Annotated in this window: 13 protein-coding genes; 1 reads left to right on the forward strand and 12 read right to left on the reverse strand. The window is 44.8% G+C overall.

The genetic code is table 11. From position 1 onward, the window contains the following. Positions 1-115 precede the first annotated feature (115 nt). Positions 116-1,255: a carboxynorspermidine decarboxylase gene (gene nspC / locus Q5076_RS16325; protein ID WP_303014705.1), complete on the reverse strand. Its 1,140-nt coding sequence runs from the start codon at positions 1,253-1,255 to the stop codon at positions 116-118. A gap of 185 nt (positions 1,256-1,440) precedes the next feature. Here nspC and Q5076_RS16330 point away from each other — a divergent pair, with 185 nt between their 5' ends. Beyond that, positions 1,441-1,998 (forward strand): NAD(P)H-dependent oxidoreductase, encoded by a 558-nt coding sequence (locus Q5076_RS16330; protein WP_303014707.1) that lies wholly within the window; start codon positions 1,441-1,443, stop codon positions 1,996-1,998. Between the two features lie 50 nt (positions 1,999-2,048). Here Q5076_RS16330 and Q5076_RS16335 read toward each other — a convergent pair whose 3' ends face one another. The 11 genes from Q5076_RS16335 to Q5076_RS16385 all read right to left on the reverse strand — a co-directional run bounded on the left by Q5076_RS16335 (position 2,049) and on the right by Q5076_RS16385 (position 18,064). Further along, on the reverse strand, positions 2,049-5,297 hold the full coding sequence (locus Q5076_RS16335) for an efflux RND transporter permease subunit (protein WP_303014723.1): 3,249 nt from the start codon (positions 5,295-5,297) through the stop codon (positions 2,049-2,051). Between the two features lie 67 nt (positions 5,298-5,364). Beyond that, positions 5,365-6,870, reverse strand: a complete 1,506-nt coding sequence (locus Q5076_RS16340) for a TolC family protein (RefSeq protein WP_303014710.1) — start codon at positions 6,868-6,870, stop codon at positions 5,365-5,367. Between the two features lie 21 nt (positions 6,871-6,891). Then, positions 6,892-9,984, reverse strand: a complete 3,093-nt coding sequence (locus Q5076_RS16345; RefSeq protein ID WP_303014711.1) for an efflux RND transporter permease subunit — start codon at positions 9,982-9,984, stop codon at positions 6,892-6,894. Positions 9,985-10,005: 21 nt separating this feature from the next. Further along, the gene (locus Q5076_RS16350; protein ID WP_303014713.1) at positions 10,006-11,127 is read right to left on the reverse strand and encodes an efflux RND transporter periplasmic adaptor subunit; all 1,122 of its coding nucleotides are present in this window, start codon (positions 11,125-11,127) and stop codon (positions 10,006-10,008) included. 302 nt (positions 11,128-11,429) lie between these two features. Further along, on the reverse strand, positions 11,430-12,575 hold the full coding sequence (locus tag Q5076_RS16355) for a 6-bladed beta-propeller (protein WP_303014714.1): 1,146 nt from the start codon (positions 12,573-12,575) through the stop codon (positions 11,430-11,432). Position 12,576: 1 nt separating this feature from the next. Beyond that, positions 12,577-14,229, reverse strand: coding sequence for an O-antigen ligase family protein (locus tag Q5076_RS16360; RefSeq protein ID WP_303014715.1), 1,653 nt, complete (start codon positions 14,227-14,229; stop codon positions 12,577-12,579). A gap of 13 nt (positions 14,230-14,242) precedes the next feature. Then, positions 14,243-15,121 (reverse strand): DUF1573 domain-containing protein, encoded by an 879-nt coding sequence (locus Q5076_RS16365; RefSeq protein ID WP_303014716.1) that lies wholly within the window; start codon positions 15,119-15,121, stop codon positions 14,243-14,245. Between the two features lie 208 nt (positions 15,122-15,329). After that, entirely contained in the window at positions 15,330-15,482 is a 153-nt protein-coding gene (locus Q5076_RS16370) for a hypothetical protein (protein ID WP_303014718.1), read from the reverse strand. 93 nt (positions 15,483-15,575) lie between these two features. Then, the gene (gene lepB / locus Q5076_RS16375; RefSeq protein ID WP_303014719.1) at positions 15,576-16,331 is read right to left on the reverse strand and encodes a signal peptidase I; all 756 of its coding nucleotides are present in this window, start codon (positions 16,329-16,331) and stop codon (positions 15,576-15,578) included. A gap of 79 nt (positions 16,332-16,410) precedes the next feature. Then, the gene (locus Q5076_RS16380) at positions 16,411-16,971 is read right to left on the reverse strand and encodes a hypothetical protein (RefSeq protein ID WP_303014720.1); all 561 of its coding nucleotides are present in this window, start codon (positions 16,969-16,971) and stop codon (positions 16,411-16,413) included. Positions 16,972-16,978: 7 nt separating this feature from the next. Next, complete coding sequence (locus Q5076_RS16385) at positions 16,979-18,064, reverse strand: 6-bladed beta-propeller (protein ID WP_303014721.1); 1,086 nt, start codon at positions 18,062-18,064, stop codon at positions 16,979-16,981. Between the last annotated feature and the right edge of the window lie 153 nt (positions 18,065-18,217).

Here is an 18,217-nt window from a genome sequence, read left to right on the forward strand (position 1 = left end):
TTTCCGTTTGCGGTTGCAAAGGTAGGGATTTTCCGTAAACCTGCAAACATTCTGCACACTTTTTTCACAGAAATCTACTCACTTTGTCCTCTCCGGAAAATAATCTTTTTGATTATCAACTCATTCGGTCACGATAATCCTCATAAGAAAATTGCTTATATATCACCGCCTCTTCCTCTTTTGTCCACAAAGCAATGGCAGGATGATGAATCCCGTTAAACATATTCGTCTTCACCATCGTATAATGAATCATATCTTCAAACACAATCCGCTCCCCGATTTGCAAAGGATGGTCGAAACTCCACAACCCCATATAATCACCGCTCAGACAGGAATTTCCTCCCAGACGATAAACGAAATCGCCCCCATCCCCCATTTCCGCACCGCGCACGGCAGGCTGGTACGGCATTTCCAGACAATCGGGCATGTGGCAAGTGAAGCTGACATTCAGAATGGCAGTCTTTATCCCCCGGCTTTCCACAATATCCACAACTTCGGAACTCAACACGCCCGTCTGCCATGTAAAAGCCGAACCGGGCTCCAGGATAATCCGCAAATGCGGATAACGCCCTTTCAATCCCCGTAACAACCGTATCAAATGTTCCGTATCATAATCCTTGCGGGTCATCAAATGCCCGCCCCCCAGATTCAGCCATTTCAGTTGCGGAAACCAGCGGGAGAACTTACCTTCCAGATGCTCCAAGGTGCGTTCCAGTTCAAAAGAAGACGACTCGCAGTGGCAATGGCAATGAAACCCTTCGATGCCCTGCGGCAAAACCTCCGGCAACAAATCCGCCGTAATCCCGAAACGTGTGCCGGGAGCACAGGGATTATAAAGCTCCGTCTCCACCTCCGAATATTCAGGATTCACGCGGATACCGCAAGATATCGCATCCCCTCCGGCATGTACCATCGGATAAAAACGTCCGAACTGCGTCATGGAATTAAAAGTGATATGGCTGCTGCAACGCATGATTTCCGGAAAATCCTGTTCCGTATAAGCAGGGGAATAAGTATGCGCCTTGCTGCCGAATTCCTCAAGCGCCAGACGTGCCTCATACACGGAACTTGCGGTAGAATGGCATATATACTCCCGAAACACGGGGAAAGAGCGCCACATGGCAAACGATTTGAAAGCAAGGATAATCTCCACTCCCGCCCTGTCGGCAACACTCTTTATCAAACTCAAGTTCTTCCTTAAAAGCTCTTCCTCCATGATATAGCAAGGAGAAGGAAACCGGGTAAAATCTATCATACGCAATATTATTATCCATAAACAACGTCCGGCGAACAGGACGTGAGTACAAAAGTACAAATTCAAAAACAAAGAAAAGGATTGTTTTATTTTTAATTAAGATATCGGTTTTCGAGAACTTTTTCTTATTTTTAAACCTTAATAAAGACAATAACAGTTGTATCACCCTAAATAACCGATTGAATATGAATAAAGATTTAAGAAAAGTCGTGATTCTGCTGGCACACCCCAACATAAAAGAATCACAAGCAAACAAAGCATTAATCGACGCCGTCAGCGACATTGAAGGGGTGGCGGTCTTCAACCTCTACGAACTGGCGGAAGACCTCGCTTTCAATGTAGACGAATGGAGTAAAATCATCTCCGACGCCTCGGCGGTCATCTATCAGTTTCCTTTCTACTGGATGGCCGCACCGTCACTGCTGAAAAAATGGCAGGACGAAGTTTTCACCTTCCTGTCTAAAACCCCGGCAGTTGCAGGCAAACCGCTGGTAGTGGTGACAACCACCGGTTCCGAATATGACGCCTATCGCAGCGGCGGCCGGAACCGCTTCACCACAGACGAGCTTTTGCGTCCTTACCAAGCCAGTGCGATTCATTCGGGAATGGCGTGGCAAACCCCGATTGTAGTCTACGGCATGGGAACTGCGGATGCGGGAAAAAACATCGCCGAAGGAGCAAACCTATACAGGCAGAAAGTAGAAATGCTCATCAACAGCAGCAATGCAGGAAACAATTGGTAAGATAACAGAAAGCATAGCTTTACCCCATCTAAAGCTATGCTTTAGCCCCCTTAACCCACAGCTTTAGAGAGCGCGGAACACTGTTTCCTTTTCAGCGTCAGCACCGGCAAAAAGAGAAACACCCCGATAACGGACATAACCAGTCCCCCGATAGTCCCCGCCGCCAACGGAAACCAGAACCCTTCCCTTTCCGTCCCCACCATAAAAGGCACGAATCCTAAAATAGTAGAAGCCACCGTCAGGAAAATAGGTATAACCTTCGTATTCCATGCCTTCACATAAGCCCTCAACGCCGAAAGCCGGGGAAAACGCTTGCGTACGGCATTATACTCGTTCAGAATATAAATACTCGCATTCACCGTAATGCCGCAAAGCAATACGAAAGAAGCGAAACCACCCTGATCGAAATTCAACCCGAACCAGTAAAATGTCAGAAACACTCCGATATAAGACACCGGAATCACAAAGATAATCGCCAACGGTTGCCTCAACGAGTTAAACAAGATACTCGTAATAAAGAAAATAATGCCGATTACAATCAGCAGCAAACGATACTGCTTGTAATCCTTTCCTCCCCACGACCAGTTGTTGTCCTCCGCTTTTGCCGTATATCCCATCGGCAAAACCTCATCAAACTCCTCCAAGTCCTTCCTCAACAACCGATGCCCCTGTTCCGAAGAACCTATATACTCATATTGCAGGCACAAACGGTACTGTTGGTTTTCCTTAGCCACCTCCTGAGGCATCTGCCCCTTCTCGACAGTAGCCAGCTCCGACACTTTATACTCCTTGCCGCCCGCCCGGAAAGGGAAAAACCGCATCGCCCACACATCCCGTTCCTCCGACTGCCGGGAAGAAAGCTTAATCTTCTCCGTCCCTTCCTCCGTCAACACCGAGCCGATGTCCATATCCCTCCCGTACACCGGACGAATCACGGAAAACAACTCTCCCGCCCCGATTCCTTCCTCCGCCATCCGCCGCTTGTCCAAATCGAAATAAAACTCCATATAATCATCCTTCCACCATGAAAAGTCAGAACCTATCGTCACCTCCCTGATTCGCCGGTGAGACAACAGCTTCTCTTTCAGCTTCTCCGCCCATTCATAAAGCTCGTCATAATTATACCCGTACATTTTCACCCTGAAAGACCCGGCATTCTCACGCACGTCGTTGCTGAATCCCTGGTCCTGCAGCCCGTAAACGCTCCAGCTCCCTCCGCCCAGTTGAAGAGCCTTGCTTATCATATCAGCCTTCAACGTATAAGGAAACCCGCTCTTCTGATGCTCCTTCGTAAAATAAACATGGATAGACGCCCTTCGGGCGCTCTCCACAGACGTCTGGAACTGCTTGATTTCTTTAAAGCCGCTCAAATAAGTCTCCATCCGTTTCACCAGCGCATTCATCTGTTCAAGCGTGCTCCCGTTCGGCAAGTTCGCGTTGGCATGAAGCACCACCTCCTCATTCCGCGAGAAATAACTTCCCTCATACACCTTTTGTATGAACAACCGCAAGCTCCCGCCCAACACCCTGTCCACAACCGGCTTTACCTTCTCCTTATAAGCAGAAGTTCCCAACGTCTTATTGTATGCCTCCGCCCACCTGTCCTCTCCCTTCAACTTCTCCGGCAACAAGAACACCGGCAAGCCGAATGCCAGCAACAACAGCAGACAGACCGCCACCCTCCAACGGCAAAGCAGCCGTATCAGCCACATATAAAAACGACTGAAATAAACCGGAAACCGGCGTATCCCCGAACATGCCCCTCCACAAAGGCGTCCCCCTCCGAACCGCCTTCCCGGCTTCGGAAGAGAAATCCCCCTCCGACGTTTCAGACCGGACTTATCAATCAGGGAAGGAACAAAAAATAAAGCCACCGATAACGAAACTCCCAAGTTGATAATCACCACAGCGGCAAAATCCTGCAAGTTGAGCCGTATCTTCTCATCCAGGAAAAAGATAACGACCAACGCCCCCATCGTCGTCAGCGTAGCCGCCAGCACAGACATAAACGCCTTCCTGTTGCCGCGCCTCAAATAATGGTCGCTCATCACTATCGTATTGTCAATCACGAGATTCAGCGAAACAGTGATGCCCGCCAAAGAATACAATTGCATCTCCAGCCCGAACGCATAATAAAAAATAACGGCTATCGCAATGTTGACAGACAGGCTGACTACAATCAGGAACAGATATTTGGGACTGAACGTAATCAGCAATACAAACAAAAGCAAGATAGCCACCGTCACGCCCGTGCGCAGGTAAATCTTGCCCAACTCCTCCTTGATAAACTCCGTAGCGTCATAACTGGCATGAATCTCATACCCGGCCGGAAGTGACGACCGCATTTCATCCATGTACGCTTTCACCTCCTTGCTCAACGTCAACTGGTTGGCAGTCTCGTCCGCAACTATCGACAGATAAATCGAGTTCAGCCCGTTAATCCGGTAATAACTCTGCGGCTGTTCCTCCATGCGGGAAACCCTGACCAGCTCATCCAGACCGATAATCCTTCCATCCTTGCTCTTCACCTGTATCCGCCTGGCGTCAAACTCCCGGTTATCCGGTTCAGGAACCAAAGCCAAACGTATCCACTGCTTGCCCGAAGTCCCCTGCTCCGCATCATAAGTGCCCAGAAACTCCTTCTGGTAATGCAGCCGGACCGCCTGGCGAATCTCATCGACACTCACCCCCAACGTGCGTAACTGCTCGCTGTCATATTCCAGCCTCCATTCCATCGGCGTGGCCCCGCTGAGGTTCACCTTGTAAACGCCGGAAAGCTGCGCAAGGCGCGCCTTGATATGTTCCTCCGCATACTGCTGAATCAGAATCGGGGTAGAAGGCGCATTAATCGTAAACGACATGAAAGGCCCCCGGCTCTGCTGTTCCGGGCTATGCATCTGTATATACGGATAACTCACCCCGTCCGGCAACTCCGGCCACGTCTGCCGGATAATCGCGGAAGCCTCGAAACGCGCCACCGACGCATCCGTATGCTTGTCCAGGCTCACGTTAATTCTCCCCCATCCGTTTCCCGAAACGGAAGAAATGCTCCGAATCCCCTTCACGCGGGCAAGCATCGCCTCCAGCTTACTGGTTACAGTCATTTCCACCACGCGGGAAGAAGTCCCGGACATACTGAAACCGATGCTGAAACCCGGCAACGTCCGTGACGGATTCAGCTTGACAGGTAACAGCGGGACAAGCGCCAGCCCCGCCAGAGCCACACAAACAAAAGCGACAATCAGCGTAAACGCCGAAGCAAACGCGGGCCTCTTTATCTCAGAACTCATATCATGCATCATCAAATTCCATTCTTTATATCCATACGTCCATATCCGGAAACAACCGCCACCTCACCGGCCGCCGCTACCTTATCAATCCACCCCCGTTGAAATCAAACCTGTCAGAGAGCGAAAGCCCCGTAGCAAAATCAAACAGAGTAAGCCTGCGTATCTTGTAATAATTCAACCAATAATTCTGCAAAGCGGAAATATAATTCCGCTGCGCCTGCTGCTGCCGGTTCAGCGAAAGCGTCAGACTGCTGATGTCCGCCTTGCCGATGATAAAACGCAGCTTCGTCTCATTATAAGCAAGCACGGCCAAATCCAGCGCTTCCTCCGCACTCGTTATCAACTGCTGCTGGATATTGAAATCGCTCACGGTCATGATAACCTCCTCCTCGATGCTTATCTCATTCTGCCGCGCCGATATCTTCACCACATTCAGATTATTCCGCGCCATGTTATACTTCCCTTTACGCACTCCCCAGTCTACCAGCGGGATAGAAACGCTGACCGCCACCAAATCCTGCTGCATCGGCTTATGGTACACATCGCCGAAATTGTCCGCCACCTGATTAAACCCGATACTCGCGTTCACGCTCGCATTGAAACGAGACTCCTTCTTCGTCTTGTCCACACTCCGTTCCGCTTCCAGCACATTCTGTTTCAATTCCAGCAACTGCGGATTGTTCCGCCTCCCCCAACTCAAAGCCACATCCGCCGGAATCTCCATCATCCCCGGACGGGAAGGAAGCTCCAGCTCGATTTGCGTGTTCTTATCCAAATTCAGGAAAGACGCCAGAGAGAACATCGCCCTTTTCAGGTCACTCGCCTTGTTCTGCAACGTGTTTTGCGCATTCACGCGGTCCAGCCTCAACGTCAGCAAGTCGGCTTGCGAGATAGCGGCTATCCGGTGGCGCTGCTGCCCGATGCGGTAAAGCGTATCCGTAGAAGCCAGATTATCCTTCGCCAGTTTATATTCCGCCTGCGCCATAGCCAGGGAGAAGAAATAATTCGTCGCCGTCTCCGAAACCTTCTCCACATTATAAAGAAACTCCTTTTTCACACGCTCATACTTCAACGGTTCAATCTTCCGCTCCCATCTGAAAGAGTTGTACCCCACCAGACTCTGCGAATACCCGATTCGTATGGGAACACTAGTCAACTGAGTTACGTTATTGTCGCCGAAATTACGCATATAAGCAAGATTCGACTCCAAATAAAACGTTCCCCCGGTCAAGTCAAGATTCTGTTTCACGCTCAACCCGCCATACGCATAATACGACTGCTGCGTACGATACACATCCAGGTTGGAACCCGAATCATAACGCTTCGTTATGTCCCGGTTATACTGTGCGGGAGTAAGCTCCAACGTCAGGCTGGGCAAACGGTTCGCCCGGTACGTCCGGTACTCCCAGTAACCGGACAGATACATGTTCTGCGTACGGAACGACTCCAGCGAGCTGTCATTAGCCAGAGCAATCGTCCGCTCCAGATTCAACACCAGACGTTCCTGTGCATTGGCAAAAAAGCCGGTTACGCTAACCGCCGCCCAAACAAAGCAATACTTAACTGATAACTGATAATTCATAACCGATAAAAATAATCTGTGTTAACCCGCGGTAATCCTCCGCTTCTCGTCATTCTTATAAATAAACCAATAAAGCAACGGTATGATAAACAGGCTCACCGCCGTGCCTATCGTCATCGTCCCTATCATGGCAATGGACAACGGCTTTTGCAGCTCCGACCCCATATCCGAAGAAAACAGCAACGGAACCATCGCGAAAATCGTAGTCAGCGAAGTCATGATAATAGGACGCAGACGCCTGCGCCCGGCCTCATGAATAGCTTCCAGCAAAGGCACGCCCGCCTTCCGCAACTCATTGATTGCATCCAGCTTCAGGATAGAGTCATTGATTACAATGCCGCAGGTGACGATAAGCCCGATAGCCGACATCAGATTCAAAGTATGCCCGCAAATCCAGAGCAGCAACAGTGCGAACGCCACATCAATGGGAATCTCCGCCAGCACAAGCAAAGGCTGCAGGAAACTCTCGAACTGTGCCGCAAGGATAAAATACATAAGCAACAAAGAAATCAGGAGTATCACCACCAGCTCGTCCAGCATCTCCCTGTTCGAGAAGAAACTGCCGGAAAAGCCGGTATCCCAGTCCCCGGTATTTTCAGCCGTCAGCTTCACCTCCCGCATCAGCTTGTCCGCATCCCGCACCCCGTAAAAATCAAAAGGCACAAACTCGCCGTTGCGTCCGGAAGTGATGCTCTTCAAATCCTCGGAAGGAGTCACCCCTACCAATTCCCAAAGCGGGATATGCTCCACCTCCCCTTTGCCGTCCGGCTGCGTCCGTACCAACGTCTCCCGCAAAACCCGGTTCACGGTTTTCTCGTTCCCCGCGATATTAATCGGGAGATACTGCTGATAAGAACGCAACATAGTCACGCTGTTCTCCCGGAAAGCGGTTTTCAGGACACGGTAAAGCTCATTGTAAGAAACGCGGTAAAGCAAAAGCTTCTCTTTATCGATACACAAATTCAACTGGTTCTCAAAAGCGATACCCGTCGGATTGATACCCGTTACCCTTGCCAGTTCCCGTTCCACCTCACGAATCGTCTCCGCTTCCGGAGACTGCGCCCTGTTGCGGGTATAAAACTCGGCAACCACATCCGGGCCTCCCGTCACAAACAGTTTCTCAAACACCGTTTCCGGCGGAGAGAAAGACACGACGGCAAGCGGATAACGCTCTTTCAACCTCCGGTATATCTCCTGCCCCAAAGGAGCAATCTCCCCGGAAGTCTCCGTCCGGAAATAAAGCTCCGCCTCAGAAGATGAAAGCTCCCTCTCCCGGTTCAGGATAAAATCCTGCCTGCCGACAGAAGCCGTCTGTTCCAGCGACCGCCCGTCCAGTTCTTCGAACAGCCCGTCCACACGTTCCTTATTCTCATCCACATGAATATTCTCGTTCCACTCTATCCGGACAATCAGTTCATTCTCTTCGATATCAGGCATCCGCTGCTTATCTATGAAGAAAAAGAAAAACACACAAAGCGGAATGGAAACCGTGCAGAACAGCACGCTAAGGGCTTTGTGACGGAACACGCACCCGATTCCCGCCTCATAGAAACGGTCCAACGTATGGTCTTTGACCGGATTATCGAACCTGAAAGAAAGCCACCTCCACCTTCGGGTGCGGACACCCGTGCGGTAGACCAGCAAATAAAGAACAGGCAGCAGCATGATACCTGTAAAATAAGACACCATCAGCCCCACCGTAACGGCAAAAGCCTGGTCGTAAAAGATTGCCCCCGCAATGCCGCTCATAAAAATCAAAGGAGCGAATACGGCGATAGTCGTCAGGGAAGAACTCAACATGGGCGTCACCACTTCGCCCGTCCCCGCAATGCAGGCACGGCGCAGGGAATATCCCCGTTCCCGGTATTGCGAGATATTCTCGGTCACGATAATCGAACTGTCAATCATCATTCCCAAAGCCAGAATCAGCCCCGCCAGAGAAATGATATTCAAAGACCTATTGCAAAGATAGAAAAATACGAAACTGATTACAATGGAAACCACCATGCTAAGCCCGATAACCAGCGGAGACTTCACGTCACCCAGAAACAAGACCGCCACCAGGCAGATAAACAGGAATCCCAGGGAAAGATTCTGCCTGAGGTTGGAAATCGTATAGTCCAACAATTCCGTCTGGTTACGGCTGATACTGAAATCAATGTCCGGATACACCCTCTGGAAATAACTCATGGTTCCCACCAGTGAATTCTTCATCTTATCCATGTTCTCGTCCGCCTGCTTGATAACCGCCAGCGTCACCGCACGTTTCCCGTTCGACAAAGACACACCCTTCTCCTTCACGGGAACGATACTTACCCGGCAGAAATCCTTCAACTGCACGATACGGTCTCCCTTGTGCAGATAGATATCCTCCACATCCTCCGCCGTACGCAACAGAGTGGAAAACTTAATGTTATACTCATAATATCCGTCACGTACGGTCATGCTGCCCGGCTCCACATTATTGGATGACAGGGCCGACTCGATATCCTCGATGGAAAAACCCATCATCGCCAACTTGTCCTCATCGGGTACTACCTGTACCTGGCGTTCCAGAATCCCGGTCACATCCACCATAGCCACCTCCGGCAACTGCTCAATCCGCCGTTTGATAACCGACTCGGCAAACTCGCACAAATCCAAAAAAGACTGCTGCTGCGTACTGCTGTAAACGCTGTCGCTCTTCAATGTCAGGTTCAGGTAAAACACGGGAATATCCGTAGCACTCGCCTTAATCACCTTCGGGCGTTCCGTTTCCTTCGGAAGGAAATTCATCGCAGCGTCTATCTTCTCGTTCACCTCGATAAAGGCGAGATCCGTATTCGTGCCATAATCGAAAGACAGCCGGATAACGCCTGCCCCGTCTCTCGACTCGCTATGAATGTCCTTCAATGTCGAGACCTGAATCAGTTGGCCGCGCAAAGGTTTCACAATCGTGTTCTCCAGTTCGCGGGCGGATGTATTGGCGGCAGACACCTGTATGGTAATCTCCGGAATGGCGATATCGGGAAGCAGCGATACGGGCAACGTGGAATAAGTCACCAGCCCGATAATAAAACAGGCAGTGAAAGCCATCAATACGGCAATAGGACGCTGAATCAAAAATTTTATCATGCCTTCATGTATTTTTATCGTTTACAGTCCGTCGGCCAGCGTCCTCATGTCCACATTGACTTCCGCCTCATGCGCCAGATTCAGGTTCCCGGTTACGATAACCGTGTCCCCTTCCAGCAACCCTTCCTCAATCCCCCTCCGGGACTTATCGGAAACAATATACTCCGCAGCATTTTCCAACCCCGTATGCACATAGTTCCACATAGCCTTGCCCTTTTTCAGCGTAAACACCACCTGCTTGCCGGAACGCAACACTACGGCCGTCTTGGGAATCACCAACTGTCCGTCCAAGTTGCGCCTGATGCTGACCCTCACGTTCATGCCGCTGAACAACTTGCCTTCACCGTCTACGTCAGCCTTCACCTTTACCATCCCGTTGGCATCCACCAACGGATTGATTTCGGACACGCTGCCTTCAAACGAACTTCCGCCCGCATAAGGGACAACCGTCACTTCATCACCTTTCTTAATAAAAGCGAGCTCATTCTCCAGTACGGTAAATTCAGCCTCCATATTCCCGGTACCGAGAACAGTGCAAAAGACGTCAGACGTATTAGCCGGATTATAGTTTTTTGAGAACAGGTTAGCCACCGTCCCGTCAAAAGGCGCGGCCAGCGTGGCATGTTCCGTCTCCCTTTTAGCCAGTTCATATTGGGATTTCGATTGTTCATAGCCGCTTTTCACTCTGGCAATCTTCATTATTTCCGCCGGAACCTTACCAAAATCATCCACAGAATACCCCTGCCCTATCAACACGTCTTTCAACTCCAACTCGGCTTTCAACAACGCATCTTCCGACTGGGACAATTTCTGCTCCAAACGGAACTTATCCAGCTCCGCCAGCTTTTGCCCTTTACGTACACGGTCGCCGTTTCTCACATAAATATGAGCAATGACCTCGCTTGTCTCAAAGCGCAAATCCGCCTTATTCCGCGCATTCACCTTCCCATTGCTTACCAGCTCATGGCTAAAACTCCGCCTTTCCAGGACTTGGACAGTCACCTCGTTTTTTGCATCAGGAAGGGCAGTGGTTACTCCCTGTTCTTTCTTTTCTGCATCATTTTTCTTACCAACGCAAGCTGTTATTACAAAACAACAACCCATAAGTAACCAAACCCGCAAAAGAATGTAATCATTTCTCATATCATAATATTTCAAATATACATCAATCTCACCCAATATCTCCAACTAAAAAGAGTAATATAACACGTACAAATACAGCATATATCCTCTCTTACAATCTCTCATTCCGGTTTCACTTAACAGTATATATAATCAAAAGGGAATTCAAATAGTCGGTGAACAAACCTCCAAACACACCAACAATACTATATCCGTATATATATTTCTTCACAATCAATCTTTAATAAAGTCCAACCCTAACAACACCCATTAAATCATATGTTCCCAATTACCTCCGTTTTGTTTCCCCTTACGCCATTTTCTCATTTCTTTCCAAAATCATAGCTAAATATCACCGGATTAGACTCTTCCGTTATTTGTTCCAATAAAGAAAGGCATTTCTCCGGACATCTCTTGCGCTTTTCCGGATTATTTTTCAAATTCTCTTTCATCTTAAAAAGTTCATAAGCGGGATAAACAAAGAAAATCCGATTGTTACCACTTTCCACAAACATATAGTTTGGCATCGGAATGCCATAATCCACATTCATAACCGTTTCATAATGAACGATATCCTGACTAACTTTATTTAGAATAAATATTCCGGCAAGATTGGTTGAAAACAGTATAAAAGATTCAGATTCAACAACATTTGAGATTGCACATACATATTTATTTTCCAAACAGTATCTTAATAACTCTACACATGAGAATTTATGCTCTTTCATATTTCCCGGAAATTCATAACCACCCCAATCTATATCAGCTTTTGAGAATATCTCCTTCCCTTTCAGTCCATAAATATGATTATCAAACTTACGAGTAAAAACAGGCGTTGTTCCTCCCGTCAATGTACGTCCCCGGAAATGGCAATAAGGAGCGATTTCAGTAAGAGGTTCAAGAATATCATACATTTCATCAGGATGCCGCTTATTCACAACAGTGATAGAAGTCTCCTCCAGTTTGTCGTTATAAAAAGTCGGTTTTGATAAATAAATGTATTCCTCATCTATGGCTAAAGAATGAAAGCTTACCTTACTGTCCAGACGCATTGTCCTGATATATTTTCCACTTAAATCATAATATAGCAAAACAGACGGATAAGCCAATAATACCAATTGTGAAGAAGTCGAATCAAAAGCCATATCCATGAGCCGTATATACTCGCCCGGACCATTTCCTACCGACTTAATGGTATGCATCAACTCTCCGTTATGCGTATAAAACAAAACTTGATTAGCTCTCTTATCCAGAATACAATACACGCTATCATGTTCAATAACATGGTCTATAGACGTAATCAACGACTGCTCTTTCTGCTCTAACATAAAAACGCGAGGATTTGAAAATAAAGATGTATCCCGAACGACATCAATATAATCAGAAACTACCGCCATTGAACTGCCTATGCGAGAAGACGATTGGCAACAACTTAACAGACATATAATGCCTAGCAATGCTACTTTCATATTACTCATTCTCTGTTTTTTCTTCTAATAATTTTACTTTCTCCCTCATCTCCCGAATTGCTGCCGATTGAACCTTCGGTTCCTTCGTCAATACTATCTCAACCGCCCGTTTCAACTTTTCAGGTTGCCTATATGCCGGTTCAGCATAAAGTTTCGCCAACAAATAATACGGATAAATCCGCCCCGGAAGTCGATGAGTAGAACGAATCAAATATTCTTCGGCTTTCCCATAGTCTCCTGACGCCTGGTAATTCTTAGCGATAATATTCAAAATCATCGCATCGCAACAGACTCTCTCCGCCTCTTTCAATATCCGGTTGGAAGTATCATATTTTTTTAAGTTATGCAGACAACGCCCGTATTCAAAAAGGAAACGCGGACGATTCTTCAAAAACGGATATAACTTTCCATACTCTTCTTCCGCTTTACTATACGCCTGAATGCCATACAACATCCTACATTGTACCCATTCCCGACAAACATCATACGTATTATACCGTACCAACCATATACCTGTCCCCCCAATTGCAAAGGCCAATAAAAGAACCGACTTACGCGAACGCTCCAAAAGACATGCCACTAAAAGAAGAAAAAACGCAACGAGAAAACAAGGATACTCCATCGGATAAGAGGAAAAAGAGAAAACAAGTAATGAAATAACCCCACCACAAATCCCGATACGTTTCTGCCTGATTCCATAATACAGACAACCTACCACTATCGTCAGCACAAGCGCCAGAACAAGAACCCCACACTCTATGGCTATTTGCAGATATTCATTAAAAGCATATTCCGGACTACCTGCCACACGTTCTTCATCTTCACCATAACCGCCTTTCGCAAAATACGCTTCCTGCTCTTGTCCGTAAGCATAAGCAAAATTCCCAATACCATACGCAGAAAAAGGTCTCTTAGCCACAGCCAAACTACTTATCTTCCACATAAACAGACGCCCTTTGGCAGAATCCGCTTTCAAACGATAAACACCTATGCTTCCCGCTATTAAAAAGACAGACAGCAAAATAAAAACGGCCATCATTTTTCCACGATGCCTTCCCCAAATCCGTCCCAACCAGTCTTTCCACGAATAATGTACACTACAGACAAATATTCCCGAAACAATAGCCGCCAACCACGCCGAACGGCTCATTCCTGCCGGAAGCACACAAACAAGCAACAAAAACACTCCGAAAGAAAAATAATATCCTGTCCACTCCGCCCATGTGCGTTGTTTTATGGCATTCAGCCGCAACCATTCGTACAAACATACCGGAAACACCAATGCCAAATAACCGGAATACGGACCAGGATTAAAAAAAGAACCAGTCACTGCATATAATGAATGATTGGAAACAGCAAAACCGTAAATCTGCCGTAGCCCCCAAATAGCCTCAACACCTCCCATCAAAATAAGTCCCCAAGTTACCGAATGACGAAAGCAATATACTCCTTTCGTCGATAATAAAAGAGCCGACAATCCCAATATCGTAAAACCAATGGAAGCCCATCCGCACCATAACCATTGATAAGATACATCTCCGGCAGGGATATAAGACGAATAAGCACAAACAGTGCTTAATAACCCGATAACCCCTATCGACATCAAAGCCATAGAAGCATATATTCTTATCTGCGAAAAACGTATTCTTATCATCCTCATGAACCAGTTAAATCTTATTTTCCGCATTCCCTCTCAATCTGACAATCACAGGAGAAATCCCCACATTGCAATAGACAGAAATCGTTTTATCGAAATATTCCGGCTGTTCTGCCTGATAACTGATATATAACGTACCATCCTCACCCGGTAATATCGGTTCTTTAGGATAATCCGCCGTAATACAACCACAGGAAGTAGTTACGTCATTAATTACCAACGGACCGTTCCCCGTATTCCGGATATTCAGGCTCCTTGCCTGTCTCTCCTTCCACGGAAAAACTCCCATATCCAGTACCGGCGGAGTTATTCTCAGAGAAGTTTGTCGCCTGTCATCATTATTTCCAGAAAATTTATCATCCGAAAGAATTTGCAGATACAAATCCCTGACCTTACCATTATAAACCGGATTGCCGACAGCAACAACTTTATTATCCTCATTTAAAAGAAAAGTCTGGAAATCCATTCTCTTTGGAAAACGGTTCAACAGATTAAGGCTATCCTGTTCATCTATACATACCGGATTATCAAACGAAGACATTCTCAAAGTCTGATAAAGCCCTGTCCCCTTCTTTGGAAAAAAGAAAAAAAGGAACTGGACGGAATCAGTACAAGTAGAATCAACCTGACACATGAACTTCTTCCAATCAGCGAGCCGCATTCTACATCCGGTACATCCCACAGAATCGGTATAGACCAACACCTTATATCGACTTTTCCGAAGAAAACCAACCGTATCCTTACCCTGGACAGTAAAAACAGCATGTGAAGGAAATAAAATTTCCCTCTGCTCCCATTCTTTCAGTAATACGGTTAACTGTTCCCTGTTTTTAGCCCCCTTACAGGACGTAAGTAACAATATCAAAAGTCCTAAAAAACAATATTTCATAATTAAATGTATTTTCATAACGCTTCGCTTTCACCGTGTTCATAAACATAGTTCAGGCAGGAAATTGCCAATCTACCATGTCGTTCATAAATTCGCACCATTTTTATACATACATAAAAAGAAACAAACATCTCCCCGCCAGGCTTTGAAAACAGTCAACTTATTATATACAAAACCATTAGCCTTACCCTCCTCTTTCTTCAACAAATCAAATCGGATAGTTGCCAAATTGGCGAATCTTATGTTCTTTATCCAATAACAAACATTCATATTCATCATCCTGTGACAGAAAACAATAAGAACTAAGAACTGTAATCATCCATTCCTTTCTTCCAATCCATTTGTCAATTATGAAATCCATCAAAAACAGAAGATTTCAATAACCTCTATAAATATTTGCTCGTTATCATAATAATGAATACTTGCGTTCTCATTTCTTCACCATAATTCCGTTTCAAATCCGTCTCAACATCCGCTTCCATCGGAGTTTTCCACTTTTCTTATCACGAGAAAACCAAATAAACTGACCGACTCCTAAAATAAAATCTTCCGGCAAAATCCCCCAAAAACGGGAATCGTAAGAATCAGTAGCATTGTCACCACGCATAAAATAGTAATTCCGGCAAAAGCGATAAGTATGAATAACCGAATCACCGAGTAAAATTACATTCCCCAAACATTTCAACCGATTCCCAGTCTCATACTCTATACATTTACGGTAATCATTATAATTCAACGAATCAATCGATAGTTCATCACCCGAACAGGGAAGATATACATGAAACTTTTTCAAATGCCGTTTCCATTCATAAATCTCCCCCGGAACACCCACACAACGTTTACAATAATACAGTTTCGATTCAAGTTTCATCTTATTCGCATTAGAAGAATAAGGAAAGTTAAAAACGACTATATCGTTTTTGCGAATTCCGCGTACCCCTTTCTCCCTATGAATTACCGACCTTCCAGAACCATCTTCCCCCCATATCCTACGTCCTGGGATTTGCAAAGAAGTAATAATATAGTCACCTCCAAGCAAAGTCGGAGCCATCGAATATGTGGGTATCACACACGAAGCAAATAAATACAATCGTGCTAATACGTAACCTTGGAACAATAAGAGAACTACCAATAATACTTTACTGGACTTCTTGAATATGGGTTTCAAAGCCTTGGTTCTTTTCAATATATTTTCTGATATCCTACACATTTCTATGATAACTACCGATTGAATTCAAGATACAAGAACAATCAACATAATATCCCGGAAACAAAGATTATTCCTCTTCTTATTTAATCTGTTTTATCTCAAAAAACTTCTTTTTTATCCCTTTCAAATAGATATCTGTATAATTTTCAAATGCCTTCTCCGGAATAAAAAAATGTCTCACAGAATCATTCTGCAAAATGAAATAGCAAACAGCTGTTGACTCATTTATGGGTATTTCCATATTCCGGCTACTTAACCTCATAGTATTCCGCCTTTTGAAATTAGTTTTTTCATTAAAGTCAGAAGCAATGAATATAATTTGAGGATTTGATTCTGAATCAAGGAAATATTCATCAATCTTATTCATAGCAAAATTAACACAAGTACCACAAGACAAACAAGAATAATAACAGACTAATAAGGGTCTTTCCTTAGCTACATTTGGAACAATGAGTACACAATCATTATTCCGAATAGATTCATATATATTATTCTCCATATACATTCTTTCCATCCATTTTTCAGAATTATCACTGCTACTCATCTGCTTCCCCATCACCTGCATCTGATAATAAATAACAATTAAACTTGTTAATACAATAATTGATATGGTGATACATATTATAAACGTCCATTTCATACAAATATTATTTGAATTTACATTTTATCACTACCAGATTATCATTAGGATTCACCGAATTAAAAATCTTTCGGTCTTCATCCGATAAAATTTCAGGGTTAATAGCAACTTGTAACTCTTGTGGACTAGCAAAAAAATACAAAAAAGTTTCATCCATATAAACAGGCATGAATAAACACTTTTCTTTTGTTCTTCCAAAAGTTACAACACTATTATCCTTTTTATTCATCAACAAGTGTTGTATGCCCTTTTGAAAACTAAATCGACTTATATAATAGTTAGAATTTTCTCCATAGGCAAGAAATCGATTAGCATATTTTGCACCAATTGAATGACTATGACGAACATAAAATTCCACAGATTCTTCTTTCAGAGCAGATATATCAAAGTTATATTTACCAAAATCAAAATTATATTTTGGTCTCATTCCGCCAACAGTATCTATCATAAAAACTTCGCCATCACCAGCCTGAACAAAATGGACTGTATCATCAAATACATAAAAAGGCGTATAAGTATGATGATAAGGTGTATTGAAAAACAAAAATTCCGGTAAATCATAATTTTCTGCTATCACACTATCGTTTGCGATATCATACCACAACATTTTATTTCCCTTTCTAGATGCAGAAAACAGAAGGTACTTGTCTTGTGATAATTCTATAAAATTATGCAATACATTGATGTATTTCTTATCAAATGATATTCGTTTTTTGAAAACATCACCCGAATGTCCGTACACATTAATATATCCCCAAGTACATAAAATCTCAAGGTCGCCAGTAAAACGATTGAATCTAAAATCTGAAAGTTCAGAATACTCGTGAGGACCAGCACCATAATGATTTATCTTTTTAATAAAACGTCCATTCGAATCAAATTGCCATATAGCATTACCCTTATGAGTTGAAAAATAGAACTGTTCATTATCGACTAACATTTTCATAATAGGATATCCCATAACCGACTCTTCATTCGTTTCTATTGGAATTATTTCTACTTTCGAGAACCAATCATATATCGACATTACATGTCCTTCATCTAGATTTACCAGATTTATAAAGTAAAGCCCTAAAATGAAAACAAGAGCCAAACAAGTGCAAATAAAACCGCTTATTTACAGTTAATTATAGGGTGCTTAATGTTTTCAGTTGTTTTCTTTCTTTTCAGTTGATTGGTTCTTTTTCGGTGCAATTTTGTTTCTCGTTTGTTTCTCAATATCGACCTTTATTCATATCTTTGCAAC

Source organism: uncultured Bacteroides sp. (assembly GCF_958445495.1).
Classification (GTDB): Bacteria; Bacteroidota; Bacteroidia; order Bacteroidales; family Bacteroidaceae; genus Bacteroides.